We start from the raw sequence: 18,902 nt of genomic DNA on the forward strand, positions 1-18,902 counted from the left end.
GGCCGTTCAGCGCACCGCGGCGTCCGCGAGGATCGCCTGGAGCCGTGCGCGACATTCGGCGACGAAGGCGGGGAAGGTGTGCCGGTAATGGGAGATCCCGCTGACGCCCACCGCGATCGCCCAGGCGCGGGCGCGGGCCCAGGTCACCTCGTCGAGGTTCAAGGCGTCCCAATAGGCCCGGCGCGCTTGTGGCGGCAGGTCCCAGACGGTGGAGTGCTCGGCGTCGGGAAAGCCGACCGAGAGTGCTCCGAAGTCGATGACCGCGTGCAGCTTTCCGTCCCGGGCCAGGAGGTTGGTCGGCTTGAGGTCGCCGTGGAGCCACACATGAGGTCCGGAGGGCTCGGGCAGCGCGAGCGCGGCTCGCCACAACCGTTCCAGAGTGTCGACGTCGAGCTCGGAGCCCACGGCGGCCCGGCAGTCGTCGAGACAGCCGCCGACCCACTGGTCGCACGGCTCCAGGGTGCCCCCGCGGTACCAGCGCAGGCCCTCCGTACGCGTCGCTCCCATGAGGTCGATGCGGTGGAGCCGCCCCACGACCGCCGCCAGGTCGGTCCCGAAGGCGGCCCAGTCCCGGACGCTGTCCGGGCCGACCTCGTCACCGTCGATCCAGCGGTAGACCGACCAGAGCAGCGGGAAGACATCGGTGGGCGTCCCGGCGTGTACGGGCTCGGGGATCGGACATGCGAGGAGTGGTGCCAGCCGAGGCAGCCACTCCTGCTCCTTCCGCACCGACCGTCCGCTTCCTGGGGTCCGTGGAAGTCGCACGAGCAGGTCGTCGCCCAGCCGGTACATGGTGTTGTCCGTGCCGGCGCCCGCGGGCGACAGCGGCAGGCCGGCCCACTGCGGGCACTGTGCCTTCAACAGTGACCGGACCAGCGTCTCGTCGACCGGGATCTCATCCGCGTGAAGCATCACGTCGCGAGTCTCACGGCCGGAGGGACCGTCACGCCACTGACTTTCCCTCGGCCCCGACTCCGCTGCGCCACTCTTGCTAGCGCTTGCTTGCAATAGTTAGCACGAGCGGGCACTATCGGGGCATGGCATCTCTCAACGTCGGCAACCTCGGCGAGTTCCTGCGGGAGCAGCGGCGCACGGCGCAGCTGAGTCTGCGGCAACTCGCGGATGCCGCAGGGGTGTCCAACCCGTATCTCAGCCAGATCGAGCGCGGCTTGCGCAAGCCGAGTGCGGAGATCCTCCAGCAGCTGGCCAAGGCGCTGCGGATCTCCGCCGAGACGCTGTACGTCCAGGCCGGGATCCTCGACGAGCGGCACGGTCCGGACGAGATCGGGGTGCAGACCTCGATACTCACCGACCCCTCGCTGAACGAGAGGCAGAAGCAGGTCCTGCTGCAGATCTACGAGTCCTTCCGCAAGGAGAACGGATTCGTCGGCAGCGGGGACAGCACTGCGAACGGGCATGAGGACGGGCGCGGTACGGACTCCCACGACGCAGAGGCCGACGGCGGCCCGCACGCCACCTGAGCGACCAATTTCGATTCCAGGAGGAACCACGTCATGGCCATCACCGATGACCTCCGCAAGACCCTGACCGACGCCACCCCGCTGTACGCCCTGGCCGGCACCGCCGACCTGGCCGCCGAGAAGCTCGGCGAGGTGCCGGCGCTGGTCGAGAAGGTCCGGGTCGAGGCGCCCAAGCGCTTCGAGTCCGTGCGGGCGACCGACCCGAAGGAGATCCAGGACCGGGTCACCAAGCAGGCCAAGGACGCCCAGGAGAAGTTCAACGAACTGCTCGGCTCGCTGGACGGCGACCTGAAGAAGCTCCGTGAGCAGGCGCAGGACCTGGCGATGCAGAGCGTGGGCCGGGCCGCCGAGTACGCCGTCAAGGCACGCGAGACCTACGACGAGCTGGCCGAGCGCGGCCGGGGCGCCGTGCAGACCTGGCGCGGCGAGACCGCCGACCAGGTCGAGGACCTCGCCGTGGCGATCGAGCCGGAGGCCAAGGAGCCGACGGTCAGGGAGACGCTGACGGCCCAGCAGAAGCCCAAGCCCGCGAACGGCACCCGGACCGAGGCCAAGCCCGCCGCGGCGAAGAAGACCGACTCCGCCGCCAAGCCGGCCGCGAAGAAGCCCACGCCGCCGGCGAAGTGACTTCCGTCACCGCGCACTGAGCGGTAGGGGGAGGGAACGGGCGCGCCGCACGGGCGCGCCACGCCCCACCGGGTCCACCGGCCGGGCCGGGCACGCATGGCGTGCCCGGCCCGTTCTCCGGGTACGGTGGGGCCGCGTAGAACCGACACATCCAGGCGAACGGGCGGTGGGCAACGTGCTGATTTACGGGTTCCAGAACGTTCTGAGCTGGGTGCAGCTCGCCCTGGGCGTGTACGCGGCAGTGATGCTGATCGACGCGGCCGTGCGCCGCGAGGACGCCTATCGCGCCGCGAGCAAGCAGTCCAAGGGCCTGTGGCTGATTTTCCTCGTGATCGCCACGGCGCTGCTGTTCCTGCTGCCGCTGATGTCGTTCCTGCCGATCATCGGCGTGATCGCGGTGATCGTCTACACCGTCGACGTCCGGCCGGCCCTCCGGCAGGTCACCGGCGGCGGCCGCGGCCCGCGCCGCGGCGGCTCCAGCTCGGACGGCCCGTACGGCCCGTACAACGGCGGCCGCTGAGCTCGACCCGCGCCGCCGGGCTCCGGCTAGTGCCGGTCCAGCAGCAGCACCGCGACATCGTCCGTGAGCTCCCCGCCGTTCAGGTCGCGCACTTCCCTGACCGACGCGTCGAGCAGTTCCTCGCCCCGCAGACCGGCCGCCATCTGACGGCTGACCAATGCGGTCATGCCTTCCTGGCCGAGGCGCTCCTTGCCCTCGCCGACGCGGCCTTCGATCAGGCCGTCGGTGTACATCATCAGGCTCCAGGAGCCGCCCAGTTCGACCTGCCGGCGCGGCCAGCGGGCGCGCGGCAGCAGACCGAGGGCCGGACCACCGAACTCGTACGGCAGCAGCTGCGGCTCGCGCCCCGCGCGGGCCAGCAACGGCGCGGGGTGGCCGGCCAGGCACACTCCCGCGCGCCGGCCGTCGGCGGAGATGTCGACGGTGCACAGCGTCGCGAAGATCTCGTCGTCCGCGCGCTCGTGCTCCAGCACCTTCTGGAGGGTGGAGAGCAGTTCGTCGCCGCACAGTCCGGCGAAGGTCAGGGCACGCCAGGCGATCCGCAGCTCGACGCCGAGCGCGGCCTCGTCCGGGCCGTGGCCGCAGACGTCACCGATCATCGCGTGGACGGTGCCGTCCTGGGTGCGCACGGTGTCGTAGAAGTCGCCGCCGAGCAGGGCACGGCTGCGGCCGGGGCGGTAGCAGGCCGCGAAGCGCAGGTCCGAGCCGTCCAGCAGCGGGGTGGGCAGCAGCCCGCGCTCCAGGCGGGCGTTCTCCTGCGCCATCATCCGCGATTCGGTCAGCTGGCGCTGTGCGAGGTCGGCGCGTTTGCGTTCGACGGCGTAGCGCACCGCGCGGCTGAGCACCGCGCCGTCCAGCTCGTCGCGGAAGAGGTAGTCCTGGGCGCCGACGCGGACGGCATCGGCGGCCCGCTCGGCGTCCGTCTCGGACGTCAGCACCAGCACCGCCTGCGCGGGCGCCATCCGCAGCACCTCACGCAGTGCCCCCAGCTCATCACCGGGGCAGTCGGCGTCGCCCGCGTCCCGCTCGCCGTGCTCCGGCGGCGCGAGGTCGAGCAGGATGCAGTGCACGTCGTCGGTGAGCAGCCGCTCGGCCTCGGTGAGGTTGCGGGCGGTGCGCAGACGGACCTTGCGGCCCGCCCAGTCCCACATGTCGGGGACGGGGCTGTTGGGGTCCTCGCCGATCAGGAGCAGTGTCAGGCCCTGGTCGAGCGATCCCTGGTCGGCCGGAAGCTGCAGGTCCGGTGCCGTCGAGGTCCGGCTCATCGGCTCCTGGCCGGTCTGCCCCAGGGCGCTCGTGCCCCGGGCCGTGTCGTCCGCCACAGCCGGGGCGCCGGCCGCGCGCGGCGAATCCGCGCAGGCCGCGTCCACCGGTCCTGCCTGGTGCGGCAGCACGGCCGTCCGCTGGTGCGGTACGGGTACGGGCATTCCTCTGCTTCCTTTCCCTCCCCCCGAGGGTGCGGCGGCCGACCGGCGCGCCACCGTGCCCGGTTCCACGCCGCTCGTCGGTCACATGAGCGAGGCGCTACCGGGCACTGAGAGGCGACCATAGCGCCAGTACCGAGCAGTACGGAATGGCCGATGGCAATCGGCCATCGTCATATGCCGCGCCCCATCAGCAATTTGACCCGTGGAGGCAGGAAAGCGGAATGACGAACATCACCCCGCATGACCCGTATTCGGCCGCCGGCGACAACCGTAGGAAACCGAACGAACCGGTCATTTATCGGGGCGCACCACACCCAGGATCGGCATCGACCCGGCGCCGGTGACCGTGATCTGCCGACCGGGCCGCGGGGCGTGCACGATCGCGCCGTCGCCGATGTACATCCCGACATGGCTGGCATCGGTGAAATAAATGATCAGGTCGCCGGGCCGCATGTCCTTGACGTGCACCCGGTCCAATTGCCGCCACTGCTCCTGCGACGTCCGCGGAATCGTCCGGCCGGCCGCCTGCCACGCCCGCAGGGTCAATCCGGAGCAGTCGAAGGTGTCCGGCCCCTCGGCGCCCCACACATAGTCCTTGCCGATTTGATCAGTGGCGTACGCGATGGCCTTCTTGCCTTTGGCGGACGCCCGGCTGTCGATGTCCTTCCACACGCCGGAGTCGAGCCATTTCTGCTGTTCCCGGAACGCCCGCTCGTCCTCCAGTTCCTTCAGCCGGTCGATTTCCTCGGCGGCCAGCCGGGATTCCACTTTTTTCGCCGCTTCGATCTTCTTCTTGATCTCCCGCTGCGCGGCTTCCTTCTTCTTGCGGTTCGCCTCCAGCCGCTCCCAGCGATCCGTCGCGGCCTTGGAATATCCCTCCAAGTCGCCCTTGAGGCGTGACAGTTGGCCGATTACGCCTTTGGTGGCCTGCTGCCCCTTGCGGACCAGAGTGGCGTTGTCGAGAAAGCGCTCGGGATGGGTGTTGAGCATCAGCCGGGCCTCGGAGGGAATTCCGCCACCGCGGTACTGGGCACTGGCCAGCGCACCGGCGTGCCGCTTGAGGGCGGTGAGTTTGTGCTGCGTGGTGTCGATGCTCCGCGCCAGCTTCACGATCTCTTTCTGCTGCAGCTCGACCTGCTCCTTGGCGCCGTTATAGGCGTCGGTCGCCTGCTCCGCCCTGCGGTAGAGATCCTCGATCTTCTTGCGGACGCCCTCCAGTCGCTTGAGGGCGGGATCGTCGAGCGAGACGTCGGCCTTCTTGTCGCCACCGTCGCTCCCGGCGTCCCGGTCGTTCGCTCGACTGTCCGAATCCTTGCCCTGCCCCGGGCCCGGTTCGGCGTACGCGGCCGACGCCGTGCCACCGAGCAGACCCATCGCGCACAGGACGATGGCGGTGCAGGTCGCGATCCGGCCACCCCGGAAGCCCCAGGCTCCCCACCGGTCCCAGACGCCCTGAACGGCCTGTTCGTCCTGCCGTGCCCCCTGGCTCCGCACCAGCCACCTCCGGTCGATCCGCACCGATTCGCGTCTTCGCCTCAGGCGCGGATGCTGCCATACCGACCGGTAATTCAACAGAGCGACGGGCGGTTTCTCCCCAGCCTTCCGGTACACGGCAGCCTCGCACCCACCTGATGGCCGAGGTTCACCCTGCGTTCACTCCCCTCCATCGGCGGCTTCACCTGATCTGCCTAATTTCAGCCTCACCGAGTGCGCGCCATGCCTTCGGGCCCGGCGCCGCCCGGCCGGCTGACACCCGCTCCCCGCGGCAGCCCCATCTGCTCTCACCCGCACGCCGACGTAGCGGCGCGCCCCAGGAAGGAACTTTCGACAGTGAAGCTTCAGCGCAAGAACCGGGTTCGCGCCCTCGCCGTTGGCGCTCTCGCCGTCTCCGGTGCCCTGGCCCTGACGGCGTGCGGCTCCGACGACACCAGCGCCTCCCCCGGCGGTACGGCCGCCAAGCCCGGCAGCATCAAGTGCGACGGCAAGGGCAAGCTGCTCGCCTCCGGCTCCTCCGCGCAGAAGAACGCCATGGACGTCTGGGTGCAGAACTACTCGGGCGCCTGCAAGGACACCGAGATCAACTACCAGCCCACGGGCTCCGGTGCCGGTATCACCACCTTCCTGCAGGGCCAGACCGCGTTCGCCGGCTCCGACTCGGCGCTCAAGCCCGAAGAGGTCGCGAAGTCGAAGAAGGTCTGCAAGGGCGGGCAGGCCATCAACCTCCCGATGGTCGGCGGCCCGATCGCGGTCGGCTACAACGTGCCCGGCGTCGACGACCTCGTGCTGGACGCCGCGACCCTCGGCAAGATCTTCGACTCGGAGATCACCAACTGGAACGACCCCGCGATCAAGAAGCTGAACCCGGGCGCCAAGCTGCCCGACCTCAAGATCCAGGCGTTCCACCGCTCCGACGACTCGGGCACCACCGACAACTTCACCAAGTACCTCAAGGGCGCCGCCCCGGCCTCCTGGAAGCACGAGCCCGCGAAGACCTGGGAAGGCAAGGGCGGCCAGGCGGCCTCCGGCTCGGCCGGCGTCTCCTCCCAGGTCAAGCAGACCAGCGGCGCCATCTCCTACTTCGAGCTGTCGTACGCCACGGCCTCCAAGATCCCGACCGCCAAGCTGAACACCGGCGCCAAGACCCCGGTCGGGGCCACCGTCGACAACGCCTCCAAGGCGATCGGCGAGGCCAAGCAGGTCGGCAAGGGCGACGACCTCGCGCTGGAGCTCAACTACACCTCCAAGGCCGAGGGCGCCTACCCGATCACCCTCGTGACCTACGAGGTCGCCTGCGACAAGGGCAACAAGGCCGAGACGCTGCCCGCCACCAAGTCCTTCCTGACGTACGTCGCCAGCAAGGAGGGCCAGACCGCCCTCAAGGAGCTGGGCTACGCCCCGCTGCCCACCGAGATCGCCGAGAAGGTCCGCAAGACCGTCAAGACGCTCTCCTGACCCACCGGGCGGCGGCCCCACACCGCCGTACGGCCACACGGCCGCCATACGGCCGCCGAGGCCATCAGGCCCCAGGGGCCGCCGCCCGTCCGGTGCACCGCCGCGCCAGGAGCCCCCACCGGCTCCGCAGACCGGAGAAACCATGACTTCCACACAGTCGATAACCGATACACCCCCGCCGCCCCCGCCCGCCGACGAGCTCTCCGCCGTCTCCGGCAAGGCGGTACGCCCCGGAGACCGGATCTTCCTCGGGTTCTCCCGCGGCTCGGGCATCACCCTGCTGGTGATCATGGCCGCCATCGCGGCCTTCCTCACCTACCGGTCCGTGCTCGCCATCTCCGGCGACAAGGCCAACTTCTTCACCACCCTGGAGTGGAACGCCACCGGGGCGGAACCGAAGTTCGGCATCGCCGTCCTCGCCTTCGGCACCGTCGTCAGCTCGGTGATCGCGATGGTCATCGCGGTCCCGGTCGCGGTCGGCATCGCCCTGTTCATCTCGCACTACGCGCCACGCAAGCTGGCCTCGCCGCTCGGCTACGTGATCGACCTGCTCGCCGCGGTGCCCAGCATCATCTACGGCCTGTGGGGCGCGCTCTTCCTCGTCCCCCACCTGACCGGCCTGTACAGCTGGCTGGACGACTACCTCGGCTGGACCGGCGTCTTCGCGTACGGCGACGGGGCCGCCCGTTCGCTGTTCACCGTCGGCATCCTTCTCGCGATCATGATCCTGCCGATCGTGACCAGCGTCAGCCGCGAGGTCTTCCTCCAGGTCCCGAAGATGCACGAGGAGGCCGCGCTCGCGCTCGGCGCCACCCGCTGGGAAGTCGTCCGCATGTCGGTGCTGCCCTTCGGACGCTCCGGCATCATCAGCGCCTCCATGCTGGGCCTGGGCCGCGCGCTGGGCGAGACGATGGCCGTCGCCACGGTCCTCTCCCCCAGCTTCCTCATCAGCACCAGCCTGCTGGACCCGGGCGGCGGCACGTTCGCCCAGAACATCGCCAGCAAGTTCAGCGAGGCCGATGAATTCGGCCAGGACGCCCTGATCGCCTCCGGCCTCGTCCTGTTCGTGATCACGCTGCTCGTCAACGGCGCGGCCCGCCTGATCATCGCCCGCCGCAAGGAGTACTCGGGAGCCAGCGCATGAGCGACGTGATGACAGAACGCCGACCGCTCACGGACTCCGGCGACAGCCCCCTCCCGGTCTCCCTCAAGCAGGCCCGGCTCCCCCGCTGGACCCCGCCGGCCCTCGCGCTCGCCGCGGCGGGAGTCGGCGTCGGCATCGGCCTGGCCGGCGGCCTGACCAGCAGGATCCAGTGGGGTCTGATAGCCGCCGTGCTGTTCATCGTCGGCACCTACGCCCTCGCCGCGATCGTCGAGGGCGGGCGGCAGGCCAAGGACCGGCTGGCCACCAGCCTGGTCTGGATCGCCTTCCTGCTCGCCGTCGTACCGCTCGCCTCGCTGCTGTGGGAGACGGTCGCCCGCGGCACCAAGGTGCTCGACGGCTACTTCCTGTCCCACTCGATGGGCACCCTCCCGGACGCGTTGCCCGGCGGCGGCATCTACCACGCGATCATCGGCACCCTGGAGCAGGTGGGCCTGGCGACGCTGATCGCCGCACCGATCGGTCTGCTCACCGCGATCTACCTCGTCGAGTACGGGCGTGGCAGGCTCGCCAAGGCCGTCACCTTCTTCGTGGACGTGATGACGGGCATCCCCTCCATCGTGGCGGGCCTGTTCGTCCTGTCCGTGTGGATCCTGATCCTCGGCTTCGGCCCGTCCGGCTTCGCCGGCGCGATGGCTCTGGCGATCCTGATGATGCCGGTCGTGGTCCGCTCCACCGAGGAGATGCTCAAGCTCGTCCCGAACGAGCTGCGCGAGGCGTCGCTCGCTCTCGGCGTCCCGAAGTGGCGCACCATCCTCAAGGTCGTGCTGCCCACCTCGATCGGCGGCATCACCACCGGCGTGATGCTCTCCATCGCCCGTATCACCGGTGAGACCGCCCCGGTGCTGCTCCTGGTGTGGGGCGCGAAGACGATCAACAACAACCCCTTCGAGGGCGCCCAGCAGTCGCTTCCGCTGTATGTCTTCCAGCAGTGGCAGCAGGGCTCCGAGGCCTCGTACGACCGCGCATGGGCGGCGGCCTTCGTCCTCATCGCCTTCGTCATGGTCCTCAACCTGCTGGCGCGCGGCATCGCCCGCTGGAAGGCCCCGCGCGGAGGACGGAGTTGAGCTGCAGCGGAGGTCGGGGGTCGCGCCTGAGGAACGAAGGTGCGGCACCCGGCCGGAGCGGAAGCGAAACGACGTCCGACCAACCAGAACGGCCCGGCCGTTAAGGCACCCGATGATGCGGCTCCGCCTGATCGGGGCCAACGGAAAGAAGCAGTGATCTCCATGGCCAAGCGAATCGATGTCAGCGGTCTGTCCGCCTATTACGGCGGCCACAGGGCCATCGACGACATCTCCATGACCGTCGAGCCGCGCTCGGTGACGGCCTTCATCGGCCCGTCCGGCTGCGGCAAGTCCACCTTCCTGCGCACGCTGAACCGTATGCACGAGGTCACCCCCGGTGGCCGCGTCGAGGGCAAGGTGATGCTGGACGACGAGAACCTCTACGGCTCCGGTGTCGACCCGGTCGCCGTGCGCCGCACCGTCGGCATGGTCTTCCAGCGTCCGAACCCGTTCCCCACGATGTCGATCTTCGACAATGTCGCGGCGGGTCTGCGGCTCAACGGTTCGTACAAGAAGAACGACCTCAAGGACGTCGTCGAGAAGTCCCTGCGGGGCGCCAACCTCTGGAACGAGGTCAAGGACCGTCTGAACAAGCCCGGCTCGGGCCTGTCCGGCGGCCAGCAGCAGCGTCTGTGCATCGCCCGCGCCATCGCGGTCGAACCGCAGGTCCTGCTGATGGACGAGCCGTGCTCGGCGCTCGACCCGATCTCCACCCTCGCCATCGAGGACCTGATCGGTGATCTGAAGGAGCGCTTCACGATCGTCATCGTGACGCACAACATGCAGCAGGCGGCGCGTGTCTCGGACCGTACGGCCTTCTTCAACCTCGCGGCCGTCGGGCAGCCCGGCAAGCTGGTCGAGATCGACGAGACCGAGCGGATCTTCTCCAACCCGTCGGTCCAGGCGACCGAGGACTACATCTCGGGTCGCTTCGGCTGAGCCGCCGCGGCCGGGCGTCGACGCGCGGCCGAGCCGCGCCGTGGCCCCTCTCACGTCCTGCGGTGCTGCATGGCGGTGCCACCGCATGACGAAGGGCCCGCCCCTCCTTCCCGGGGGGCGGGCCCATTCCGTTGTGCCGTACGACCGGAGGGGGGTCGTACGGCACAACGGACGTCGTGCGCGGGCGTGCCCGGCGGCGGGCGCGAGAGCGCTGCCCGGCCGAAGTCACACAGTCACCCATGCTGCTGTCGTGACGCACTTCACCTACCGGAGGGGCAGTGCAGCGGCGCCGGCGGGCCGCCTCCGGAGAAGGCGGCGTGGGAGCAGCCCCGAGCCGCGGCGACCGCACGGCTCAGCAGCCGGCAAGGACAGTGGCTCCAGGGGCCCGCAAGCACAGTGGCCCAAGGACCCACGCACAAGGACCCGCCCCCCTACCCGGGGAGCGGGCCCAATTCTGTAAGCGGTGCCGTTCGGTCAGGAGAAGCCGAGCTGGATGACCCAGAAGGACAGTGCCGCGACCAGTGCCGCCGCCGGCATGGTGATGAACCAGCCCATCACGATGTTCTTGGCGACGCCCCAGCGCACGGCCCGCGAGCCCTTGGTCGAGCCCACGCCCATGATGGCGGAGGTGATCACGTGCGTGGTGGAGATCGGCGCGTGGAACATGAAGGACGCGGTGTACATCACCGAGGCGGCCGTGGTTTCCGCGGCGAAGCCCTGCGGCGGGTCCAGCTCGATGATCCGCCGGCCCAGGGTGCGCATGATCCGCCAGCCACCGGCGTACGTGCCGAGCGAGAGCGTGATCGCACAGGCCAGCTTGACCCAGATCGGGATGGCGTCGTTCTGGTCCTCGACATCGGCGATGACCAGGGCCATCACCACGATTCCCATGGTCTTCTGCGCGTCCTGCAGACCGTGGCCGAGAGCCATACCCGCCGCCGAGACCGTCTGCGCTATGCGGAAGCCGCGCTTGGCCTTGTGCGGGTTGGACTTACGGAACATCCACAGGATGACGACCATCACCAGATAGCCGAGCAGCAGGCCGATGACGGGCGAGATGAACATCGGCAGGACGACCTTCTCGACCACCCCGGTCCAGATCACCTCCGTGCCACCCGCGAGCGCCGCGCCGACCATGCCGCCGAACAGGGCGTGCGAGGACGACGAGGGCAGCCCGAAGTACCAGGTGACGAGGTTCCAGACCACCGCGCCGAGCAGGGCGGCGAAGAGGATGCCCATCCCCTTGTTGCCCTGCGGTGTGGCGATCAGCCCTTCGCTGACCGTCTTGGCGACCCCACTGCCCAGGAAGGCGCCTGCGAGGTTCATCACCGCGGCCATCGCCAGCGCCGCCCGCGGGGTGAGTGCCCGCGTCGAGACCGAGGTCGCGATGGCGTTCGCGGAGTCGTGGAAGCCGTTCGTGTACGTGAAACCGAGCGCGACCGCAATGGTCACGATGAGCGCGAAGGTGTCCATGGCCGGGGCTCAGGACTCCTTTACCGCGATGGTCTCGACCGTGTTGGCGACATGCTCGAACGCGTCCGCCGCCTCTTCCAGGATGTCCACGATCTGCTTGAGCTTGAGAACCTCGATGGCGTCGTACTTGCCGTTGAAGAGGTGCGCGAGCAGCTTGCGGTGGATCTGGTCGGCCTGGTTCTCCAGACGGTTGACCTCGATCCAGTACTCGGTGAGGTGGGACATCGTCCGCAGGTTGGGCATCGCCTCGGCGGTCAGTTCCGCCGCCCGCGCCAACACCTCGATCTGCTGGTCGACGCCCTTGGGCAGCTCCTCGACCTTGTAGAGGACGACCAGGTCAACGGCCTCCTCCATGAAGTCCATGATGTCGTCGAGCGACGAGGCGAGGTTGTAGATGTCCTCGCGGTCGAACGGCGTGATGAACGAGGAGTTCAGCTGGTGGAAGATCGCGTGGGTCGCGTCATCACCCGCGTGCTCCGCCGCCCGCATCCTTTCGGCGATCTCTGCCCGCGCGGAGGAATCCGCCCCGAGCAGTTCCATCAGGAGCTTCGAGCCCGTGACGATGTTGTCCGCGGAGGCGGCGAACATGTCGTAGAAGCTCGTCTCCCTGGGGGTCAGACGAAAGCGCACGTGAAATCCTCGGGGTGCATCGGATTCGGTCGGGTTGATGCTAGGCGCATCATCCAGCCACTGCTAACCGGCATTCCTTCAGTGTCGCCCATCGGGCAGCATGCTTTGCACGGGGTACCGCAGGTGCCCGCAAAGTTCGATACCATATACCCACTAGGGGTATATGAATCGCCTGGATACCACGGGAGACGGCCATGACGAGCACGGAAGCCGACGCCAACGGCAGCACCGGACCCGCCGTGACCCCTGACACTCCCCAGCCGGAAACCGTCCCTCAAGGCGACCCGAATGCCGTGACCAACCACGATCTGGGCATTCACGGCTATGCGCACCAAAAGGACGCCCACCTCAAGCGACTGCGCCGCATCGAGGGTCAGATCCGCGGTCTGCAGCGGATGCTCGAGGAAGACGTCTACTGCATCGACATCCTCACGCAGGTCTCGGCAAGCACGAAGGGCCTGCAGTCCTTCGGCCTCCAGCTCCTGGAGGAGCATTTGCGCCACTGCGTCGCCGACGCCGCCGTCAAGGGGCCCGAGGCCATCGACGCCAAGGTCCAGGAGGCCACCAAGGCCATCGAGCGGATGCTGCGCACCTGAACCGGACCGGCAGCCCCTCCGAGCCGGCCCGTAGCGGAGCCGGACCCTGCGCCGCGTAGCGGAACGTCTCGCCTAGAAGCCTCTCGCCGTACCGGGCCACGGCCGCACCGGCTCCGTTACCTCGACCTCGTCCCCGTCGACGTCCAGCACCTCGTCGATACGGTCCGAGCTGAGCCGATCCTCGGTGGCGGCCGCCGCCGCGATCATCAACTCACCAGTCAGCTCGATCTCTACGAGGGCCACGTGGTCCTGGACCGTCGCATGGCGGTGGGGCGACACGTACGGCACCTCCTCCTCCGAGCGCCTTGCCACGCTTCTGGTGGTTACCGCCCAGAGTAGGGACGGCAGCACCCTCCGCGCATGGCACGGATGGACCATTTCCGCCACCTGGAAAGCCCTTGTGGCACATGCCCCGCGCGTCCGTACGCCCACCGGCGGCTACCGCCCCGCGGAGGCGATCCGCCCCGCGTAGATGTCGCTGTCGTCCGGCAGTCGCACCGTGACCTTGGTGCCGAAGGCGTACAGCTCCGTGGTGGAGGTCACCGACGCGCCCTTCGGCACACCGTTGGCGAAGTGGAAGCGGTGACGCACCTTGCGCAGCCTGCCCGCGTCGTCCAGGAAAGCATCGAACGGCACGGCATCGGTGGTGAACCCTTTCTCCGCGGCGACCAGCGCAGGCTTGCTGCGCGCCGACGCGGCCGCGGCCGCCGTGCCGATGTCCGTCGTGCCGTGGTAGTGCCGGACCAGGACGCCGTCCAGCAGCTCCTGGCCCTCGTACGTCACATCCCGTGCCCCGCGCAGCAGTTCGGCGGCGGCGAGCGGATCGGTCGCGCCGCCGGTCACCAGATTCCCGTCCGTCAGCGAGGCGGTGTCGACCCGCACCCATTTGTCGGCGGGCACCCCGGCCCCCCGGTTCTTCATGTAGAGGGCGCCCGGCGCGAGGATCTCCGTGATCGGCTGGTGACCGCCGCTCGGCCGGCCCGCCGGATCGGGCAGCACGACCAGCAGCTGCCCGCTGTTGGTGCGGAAGTCGTAGCTGCCGGTGCCCCGGATGGCGACGCGAGTGCCGCCGCTCACCGTCTCCATCGCCGTACGGACCTTGGCGGTGCCGGCCCTGAGCAGCACGTCGGCGCTCTTGCGGAGGTCCGCGGCCGCCGACCGGTCCGATGGCGCCTGGTCGTCGGCCGCCGCGCCGTTGGGGGAGCAGCCCGTCGCCAGCAGTCCGACCGCCAGACCCGTCCCGCACGCCACGGCCATGGTGACCGCGCCGCCACCTCGCCTGCCCTGCACCACCATCGCGTACGAGCCCCCTCGGCCGCTGTGTTCGAGACGGCCGCTGCCGGCCGGTCTGTTCCGGACGGTCGGACATTTCACCAACGGCACGTTGGACAAAGCGCCAACCGCCCCGTTCAACGACTGTTACGGGGGGCCGTCACGCACCGGCACCCGAGGCGCGTAGCGTGGCCGCGTGCCCGACCGAGCCCCTCACGACCCGCCGCGCGGTCCCGCCGGAATCCCCGGCGCCCCCGGCGGCTGCGCCCCGGGCCCGCAGCCGGCCTCCCCGGACGGAGCCGCTCAGCGGCACGAGGCCGCCACCACGGAACGCGGTTCCTTCTGCCTGGCCCTCTGCAACTGCGGCTGGTCCGGGCCTGCCCGGCGCGCACGCTCCCAGGCCCGTACGGACGCCGAGCGCCATCTGACCGCCGCCGAGGCCGCCGACGAGCCGGCCTCCTTGCGCCACCTGGAATGACCCGGTCCGCTGCGGGAACCCCTCGCCCTCATTCCGCATCTGGGTAAGGAGACAGCGGGCCCACAGCGGACCCGGACCATACGGACGGCACGGGACAGCACTCGGCAATACCGGACACACCGCGACGCGAGGGAAGCGCGTCGCCGTGGCCGTCCGACTGCGCGCTCCCGGCACAAGCCCCGCGACCAGCGGCCGAGCGGCCGACGGGGCCGGGCCGTACGACTTCGAGGGGGCACTCCAGTGAAACGGCGCACACTCCTGCACACCGGCGGTGGGCTCGCGGCTACCGCGGTCGCCTGGGCCACCGGCTGCCACGCCACCGGCAGCGGCGCGAGCGCCGCATCCTCCCGGTCCGCCACGGGGGCGGCCACCGGGACCGTACCGGCCGACGCCTCCGCCCGCGCCGCCAAGGGCGCCGCTTCGAAAGCCTCGTGGAGCGCACTCGGCAAGAGCCTGGACGGCAGCCTGGTCCGCGCCTCCGACGCCTCGTACGCGACCGCCCGCCGCCTCTACAACACCCGCTACGACACGCTGAAGCCGTCGGCCATCGCCTACGTCAAGCACCCTGCCGACATAGCCGAATGCCTCGCCTTCGCGCGCCGTTACGACACCCCGGTCGCCATCCGCAGCGGCGGCCACTCCTACGCCGGCTGGTCCAGCGGCAACGGCAAGCTCGTCATCGACGTCTCCTCCCTCGCCAAGGTCGGGGCGCCGTCCGGCGGCATCACCCGAATAGGCGCCGGCGCCAAGCTCATCGACGTCTACGAGGGCCTGGCGCCGCACGGCGTGACGGTCCCCGGCGGCTCCTGCCCCACCGTGGGCATATCCGGCCTGACGCTCGGCGGCGGCCACGGCGTGGTCTCCCGGGCATACGGCCTGACCTGCGACAGCCTCGTCGGCGCCACCCTCGTCACCGCCGACGGGAAGACCGTCGACTGCGACCGCTCCCGGCACGCCGACCTCTTCTGGGCGCTGCGCGGCGCCGGCAACGGCAACTTCGGGGTGGTCACCGAACTGCGCTTCCGGACCCACCCGGCGCCGCCCGCGGTGATGGCATACATGACCTGGCCGTGGGCCAAGGCGGCGGCGGTGCTGGCCTCCTGGCAGAAGTGGGGCCCGGTACAGGCCGACGAGATATGGTCCGCCTGCCACCTCGATGCCCGGCCGGGCGGCACCCCGGGCGTCTCCGTGGCGGCCTTCTCCCTCGGCGGCTACCGCGACTTGCAGAACGCCGTCGACAAGCTCGCCGACCAGCCGGGCGGCCCCGGCCCCGCGTCCACCGTCCGCCTGAACCGCATCGGCTATCTGGACGCGATGGAGGCGTACGCGGGCTGTTCGTCGAAGACGACCGCGCAGTGCCACACCCCGGGCACCCTGCCGGGCCAGACCGGCGCCGGCCAACTGGGCCGCGAAACCTACGCAGCCCGCTCGCACTTCTTCGACCGCTCGCTCTCCGCGACGGGCATCCGCACGGTGCTCGACCAGATCGAGAGCGCGGGCCGCAAGGGCGTCAACGGCAATGTCGCGCTGACCGCCCTTGGCGGCGCGATCAACCGGGTGGGCCGCACCGACACCGCGTTCGTACACCGCGGATCGCGTTTCCTCGCGCAGTACTTGGCCTCCTGGCCGTCCAACGGCTCGTCCGGCACGCGCACCGCCTGGCTGGATTCCTTCCACGCCGCGATGCGCCGCCACTCCTCCGGCGCCGCCTACCAGAATTACACCGACCCGGGCCTGACCGACTGGAAGTCCGCCTACTACGGCCCGGCCGCCACACGGCTCGCCGACGTCAAGCGGGCGTACGACCCGGATCGGCTCTTCAGCACCTTCCCGCAGGCGCTCTGACGGCCCGTACACGGACGGCCCGGCCCCACTGAGGGGGTCGGGCCGTTCGTGTCCGCCAGGTCGTCAGCCGCGGGGCCGAGGAGAGCGTTTCCCCGGCCCTCGACTGTGCGTCAGGCGGCCAGATCCTTGTCGCGCTTGTCGAGTCGCGCCGTACCCGGAGCCTCGCCGCGAGCCTCGTCGTCGGTCTGCGCCGCGCCCGCGGGCTCCGCCACGACGCCGGGCGCCTGCACCAGCCATCCGATCCGCGACCTGCCGATCGCGCTCGTCAAGGGGACCAGCAGCGCCTGCGCGAGCGGCGCGAGCAGCAGGGCGACGGCGGTGCCCAGCGCGAAACCGCCGACCACGTCGGTCGGGTAGTGGACGCCCATGTAGACCCGGCAGAAGCCTTCGAGCAGCGCCAGGCCGATGCCGATCAGCCCATAGGTGCGGTGGGCGACGAACAGGCCCACGCCGACCGCCATCGTCAGCGTCGCGTGGTCACTCACGAACGAGAAGTCGCTCTTCCCGGAGATCAGCACTTCCAGCCCGGCGTGGTCCTTGAACGGCCGTGGCCGCTCGACGAACGCCCGGATGGGAATGTTGGCCAGCAGCGCCAGACCGGCGGCCAGCGGCGCCCAGACCAGGCCCGCGACGGCGGCCGGTGCGTTCGGCTTGCGGCGCGCGGCCCACCAGGCGACCAGGCACAGCACCGCGAGCGCGGCGATGATGCCGTATTCGCCGATGTACTCCATCGCGCGGTTGACCCAGTGCGGGGCGTCCTTCGCGAGGCCGTTGATGCCGTCGAGCACGTCGACATCCGGGTTCGGCCCCTCGAATGCGAGTTCAGCCATCTGCCGCGGCCCCTTATCTTTCACGCGCGCGAGCGCCTTGGTGTGCTGCCGGCCCCCGTGGTCGTCGAGCGTCTGCTGCCATGAGCGCTGCTACGTCCCCACGCAAAGGAAACGCGATGTACGGCCCCGGCGTTCCAGTCTCCACCCAATGATCACCAGGACGTTATCGAAGCTTGACTCATCGCCGCAGTTCAGGGCCCTATGTTCACGCAGCGTTCGCGCCGGGGAGCGCTTTTGCGCCATCCGACGTGACCCTCGTCGCGCCGATGTAGTCGGGCGTGTCGATCTTGTCGAACCGGATCACCGCACCCGTGTACGGCGCGTTGATCATGTACCCGCCACCCACATACATCCCCACGTGGTGAATCGACCGCGGGTCCTTCAGGTCGTACGCGAAGAACACCAGGTCACCCGGGAGCAGCTCACTGCGCCGCGGATGCGGCCCGGCGTTCCACTGGTCGTTCGCCACCCGGGGCAACTCGATGCCCACCGAGTGATACGCGGCCTTGGTCAGCCCGGAACAGTCGAACCTGCCACCCTGCTCGGCTGTCCCGTTTCCGCCCCACAGATAGGGCGTACCGAGCTTCTCCTGCGCGTAATAGATCGCCCCGGCGGCCTGCTTCGAGGACGCCACGGGCCCCACCGGCGCCTCGAAGCTCTTCGCCAGGGTCGTGATGGTCTTCACGTAGTTCTGCGTCTCGCGGTACGGCGGCACGCCCTGGTACTGGATGACGCGGTACGCCCCCGCGTTGTACGCCGCGAGCATGTTGTGCGTGGCGTTGCCCGGCGCGTCCTTCACATACTTCGCGAGCTCGCAGTCGTACGACGCGGCGGACGGAATCGCGTCCTCCGGGTCCCAGACGTCCCGCTTGCCGTCGCCGTTGCCGTCGATGCCATGGGTCTGCCAGGTCCCCGGGATGAACTGCGCCATGCCCTGCGCGGCGGCGGGGCTCTGCGCCTTCGGGTTCCAGCCGCTCTCCTGGTAGAGCTGCGCCGCGAGCAGCGCCGGGGAGATCGCCGGGCAGAGCGTGCCCCACTTCGCGACCAGAGACTGATACGCGGCCGGCACCGCACCCTTCGCCAGGCCCACGGCCCGGCCGCCGGCCCCGGCCATCCCCGCGGCGGCGGAATACGTACCGATCACGAGCAGCGCGAGGAGGCAGAGCACCAGCCCCGTCCCTATCCCACCGGCAATCCAGAATTTCCGCACGCCCCAACCCTCCCCCATTCAGGCGCGGTTCACCGCCCTTTCGACCGTCCACGCGCGCGTTGCCGCCGCACGGCAGCGCACGGCGCGGCGCAGGGGGCGCTCCGCCGGGCGCGATGCCCGCACCAGGATGGCAACCTCATTCGCGGTACGTCGAGTTCGCCCCCTGCCCACGTCGGGCCCGATGTGACGGTCGGGGGCACCGGGACCGGTGCGGGCCGGCCCCGCAGACCGCGCCCCCGCCTCCCACTGATGATCATTGCTCAGCGTGACACGCCGTGATACACACAGTGAGACTAATGGGTCCAATGGACGGCTTGCGCACTCACACACACGCCACTCCCACGGGATCCGACAAAGAAAGCCGCCAAGTCGACATCCGAAGGCGTCTTTGTC

At 69.8% G+C, this 18,902-nt stretch carries 19 protein-coding genes; 10 read left to right on the top strand and 9 right to left on the bottom strand.

The genetic code is table 11. The features are described 5' to 3' along the window. Nucleotides 1–6 precede the first annotated feature (6 nt). Nucleotides 7–915 (bottom strand): aminoglycoside phosphotransferase family protein, encoded by a 909-nt coding sequence (locus tag ACGFZW_RS22115; RefSeq protein WP_393894874.1) that lies wholly within the window; start codon nt 913–915, stop codon nt 7–9. Between the two features lie 122 nt (nt 916–1,037). Between ACGFZW_RS22115 and ACGFZW_RS22120 the strand changes: the two genes are divergently transcribed. The 3 genes from ACGFZW_RS22120 (at nt 1,038) to ACGFZW_RS22130 (ending at nt 2,628) form a co-directional block, all read left to right on the top strand. After that, a complete protein-coding gene (locus ACGFZW_RS22120) occupies nt 1,038–1,481 on the top strand; it encodes a helix-turn-helix domain-containing protein (RefSeq protein WP_393894875.1) in 444 nt (147 codons plus the stop codon). Between the two features lie 33 nt (nt 1,482–1,514). After that, on the top strand, nt 1,515–2,108 hold the full coding sequence (locus tag ACGFZW_RS22125) for a hypothetical protein (RefSeq protein WP_393894876.1): 594 nt from the start codon (nt 1,515–1,517) through the stop codon (nt 2,106–2,108). A 175-nt stretch (nt 2,109–2,283) separates the two neighbouring features. Next, on the top strand, nt 2,284–2,628 hold the full coding sequence (locus tag ACGFZW_RS22130; RefSeq protein ID WP_393894877.1) for a DUF2516 family protein: 345 nt from the start codon (nt 2,284–2,286) through the stop codon (nt 2,626–2,628). A gap of 26 nt (nt 2,629–2,654) precedes the next feature. Here ACGFZW_RS22130 and ACGFZW_RS22135 read toward each other — a convergent pair whose 3' ends face one another. Together ACGFZW_RS22135 and ACGFZW_RS22140 are read right to left on the bottom strand one after the other, a co-directional pair. Beyond that, the gene (locus tag ACGFZW_RS22135) at nt 2,655–4,055 is read right to left on the bottom strand and encodes a PP2C family protein-serine/threonine phosphatase (protein WP_393894878.1); all 1,401 of its coding nucleotides are present in this window, start codon (nt 4,053–4,055) and stop codon (nt 2,655–2,657) included. Nucleotides 4,056–4,346: 291 nt separating this feature from the next. Beyond that, nucleotides 4,347–5,549: an NlpC/P60 family protein gene (locus ACGFZW_RS22140; protein ID WP_393894879.1), complete on the bottom strand. Its 1,203-nt coding sequence runs from the start codon at nt 5,547–5,549 to the stop codon at nt 4,347–4,349. 336 nt (nt 5,550–5,885) lie between these two features. Between ACGFZW_RS22140 and pstS the strand changes: the two genes are divergently transcribed. The 4 genes from pstS (at nt 5,886) to pstB (ending at nt 10,175) form a co-directional block, all read left to right on the top strand. Next, the gene (gene pstS / locus ACGFZW_RS22145) at nt 5,886–7,007 is read left to right on the top strand and encodes a phosphate ABC transporter substrate-binding protein PstS (protein ID WP_393894880.1); all 1,122 of its coding nucleotides are present in this window, start codon (nt 5,886–5,888) and stop codon (nt 7,005–7,007) included. Nucleotides 7,008–7,149: 142 nt separating this feature from the next. Next, complete coding sequence (gene pstC, locus ACGFZW_RS22150) at nt 7,150–8,151, top strand: phosphate ABC transporter permease subunit PstC (protein ID WP_393894881.1); 1,002 nt, start codon at nt 7,150–7,152, stop codon at nt 8,149–8,151. Between the two features lie 8 nt (nt 8,152–8,159). Continuing rightward, nucleotides 8,160–9,236: a phosphate ABC transporter permease PstA gene (gene pstA / locus ACGFZW_RS22155; RefSeq protein ID WP_393894917.1), complete on the top strand. Its 1,077-nt coding sequence runs from the start codon at nt 8,160–8,162 to the stop codon at nt 9,234–9,236. Between the two features lie 162 nt (nt 9,237–9,398). Continuing rightward, nucleotides 9,399–10,175: a phosphate ABC transporter ATP-binding protein PstB gene (gene pstB / locus ACGFZW_RS22160; RefSeq protein WP_393894882.1), complete on the top strand. Its 777-nt coding sequence runs from the start codon at nt 9,399–9,401 to the stop codon at nt 10,173–10,175. Between the two features lie 474 nt (nt 10,176–10,649). On the opposite strand, the gene ACGFZW_RS22165 is transcribed toward pstB, so the two are convergent. Together ACGFZW_RS22165 and ACGFZW_RS22170 are read right to left on the bottom strand one after the other, a co-directional pair. Beyond that, the gene (locus ACGFZW_RS22165; RefSeq protein ID WP_393894883.1) at nt 10,650–11,648 is read right to left on the bottom strand and encodes an anion permease; all 999 of its coding nucleotides are present in this window, start codon (nt 11,646–11,648) and stop codon (nt 10,650–10,652) included. A 9-nt stretch (nt 11,649–11,657) separates the two neighbouring features. Beyond that, nucleotides 11,658–12,278: a DUF47 domain-containing protein gene (locus ACGFZW_RS22170; protein WP_393894884.1), complete on the bottom strand. Its 621-nt coding sequence runs from the start codon at nt 12,276–12,278 to the stop codon at nt 11,658–11,660. Nucleotides 12,279–12,472: 194 nt separating this feature from the next. Here ACGFZW_RS22170 and ACGFZW_RS22175 point away from each other — a divergent pair, with 194 nt between their 5' ends. Beyond that, nucleotides 12,473–12,874 (top strand): metal-sensitive transcriptional regulator, encoded by a 402-nt coding sequence (locus tag ACGFZW_RS22175; protein WP_393894885.1) that lies wholly within the window; start codon nt 12,473–12,475, stop codon nt 12,872–12,874. Between the two features lie 72 nt (nt 12,875–12,946). Here the strand turns inward: ACGFZW_RS22175 and ACGFZW_RS22180 are convergent, their stop codons facing one another. Continuing rightward, a complete protein-coding gene (locus tag ACGFZW_RS22180) occupies nt 12,947–13,186 on the bottom strand; it encodes a hypothetical protein (RefSeq protein WP_393894886.1) in 240 nt (79 codons plus the stop codon). A gap of 126 nt (nt 13,187–13,312) precedes the next feature. After that, a complete protein-coding gene (locus ACGFZW_RS22185; RefSeq protein WP_393894887.1) occupies nt 13,313–14,170 on the bottom strand; it encodes a hypothetical protein in 858 nt (285 codons plus the stop codon). 172 nt (nt 14,171–14,342) lie between these two features. Here ACGFZW_RS22185 and ACGFZW_RS22190 point away from each other — a divergent pair, with 172 nt between their 5' ends. Continuing rightward, the gene (locus ACGFZW_RS22190) at nt 14,343–14,624 is read left to right on the top strand and encodes a hypothetical protein (protein ID WP_393894888.1); all 282 of its coding nucleotides are present in this window, start codon (nt 14,343–14,345) and stop codon (nt 14,622–14,624) included. A gap of 240 nt (nt 14,625–14,864) precedes the next feature. Then, nucleotides 14,865–16,469 carry an FAD-binding oxidoreductase gene (locus ACGFZW_RS22195; protein WP_393894889.1) on the top strand — a complete coding sequence of 535 codons (1,605 nt, stop codon included), beginning with the start codon at nt 14,865–14,867 and terminating at the stop codon, nt 16,467–16,469. A gap of 110 nt (nt 16,470–16,579) precedes the next feature. Here ACGFZW_RS22195 and ACGFZW_RS22200 read toward each other — a convergent pair whose 3' ends face one another. Both ACGFZW_RS22200 and ACGFZW_RS22205 read right to left on the bottom strand, forming a co-directional pair. Next, entirely contained in the window at nt 16,580–17,299 is a 720-nt protein-coding gene (locus ACGFZW_RS22200) for a phosphatase PAP2 family protein (RefSeq protein WP_393894890.1), read from the bottom strand. A 205-nt stretch (nt 17,300–17,504) separates the two neighbouring features. Then, complete coding sequence (locus ACGFZW_RS22205) at nt 17,505–18,509, bottom strand: NlpC/P60 family protein (protein WP_393894891.1); 1,005 nt, start codon at nt 18,507–18,509, stop codon at nt 17,505–17,507. Nucleotides 18,510–18,902 lie beyond the last annotated feature (393 nt).

The organism is Streptomyces sp. NPDC048248, from assembly GCF_043201875.1.
In the GTDB taxonomy this organism is placed as follows: domain Bacteria; phylum Actinomycetota; class Actinomycetes; order Streptomycetales; family Streptomycetaceae; genus Streptomyces.

What these genes read in the sequence shown, in the direction of transcription:
- ACGFZW_RS22120 (WP_393894875.1), top strand. Translation starts at nt 1,038, where the DNA reads ATGGCATCTCTCAACGTCGGCAACCTCGGCGAGTTCCTGCGGGAGCAG.
- ACGFZW_RS22125 (WP_393894876.1), top strand. Translation starts at nt 1,515, where the DNA reads ATGGCCATCACCGATGACCTCCGCAAGACCCTGACCGACGCCACCCCG.
- ACGFZW_RS22135 (WP_393894878.1), bottom strand. Translation starts at nt 4,055, where the DNA reads ATGCCCGTACCCGTACCGCACCAGCGGACGGCCGTGCTGCCGCACCAG.
- pstC (WP_393894881.1), top strand. Translation starts at nt 7,150, where the DNA reads ATGACTTCCACACAGTCGATAACCGATACACCCCCGCCGCCCCCGCCC.
- pstA (WP_393894917.1), top strand. Translation starts at nt 8,160, where the DNA reads ATGACAGAACGCCGACCGCTCACGGACTCCGGCGACAGCCCCCTCCCG.
- pstB (WP_393894882.1), top strand. Translation starts at nt 9,399, where the DNA reads ATGGCCAAGCGAATCGATGTCAGCGGTCTGTCCGCCTATTACGGCGGC.
- ACGFZW_RS22165 (WP_393894883.1), bottom strand. Translation starts at nt 11,648, where the DNA reads ATGGACACCTTCGCGCTCATCGTGACCATTGCGGTCGCGCTCGGTTTC.
- ACGFZW_RS22175 (WP_393894885.1), top strand. Translation starts at nt 12,473, where the DNA reads ATGACGAGCACGGAAGCCGACGCCAACGGCAGCACCGGACCCGCCGTG.
- ACGFZW_RS22185 (WP_393894887.1), bottom strand. Translation starts at nt 14,170, where the DNA reads ATGGTGGTGCAGGGCAGGCGAGGTGGCGGCGCGGTCACCATGGCCGTG.
- ACGFZW_RS22200 (WP_393894890.1), bottom strand. Translation starts at nt 17,299, where the DNA reads ATGGCTGAACTCGCATTCGAGGGGCCGAACCCGGATGTCGACGTGCTC.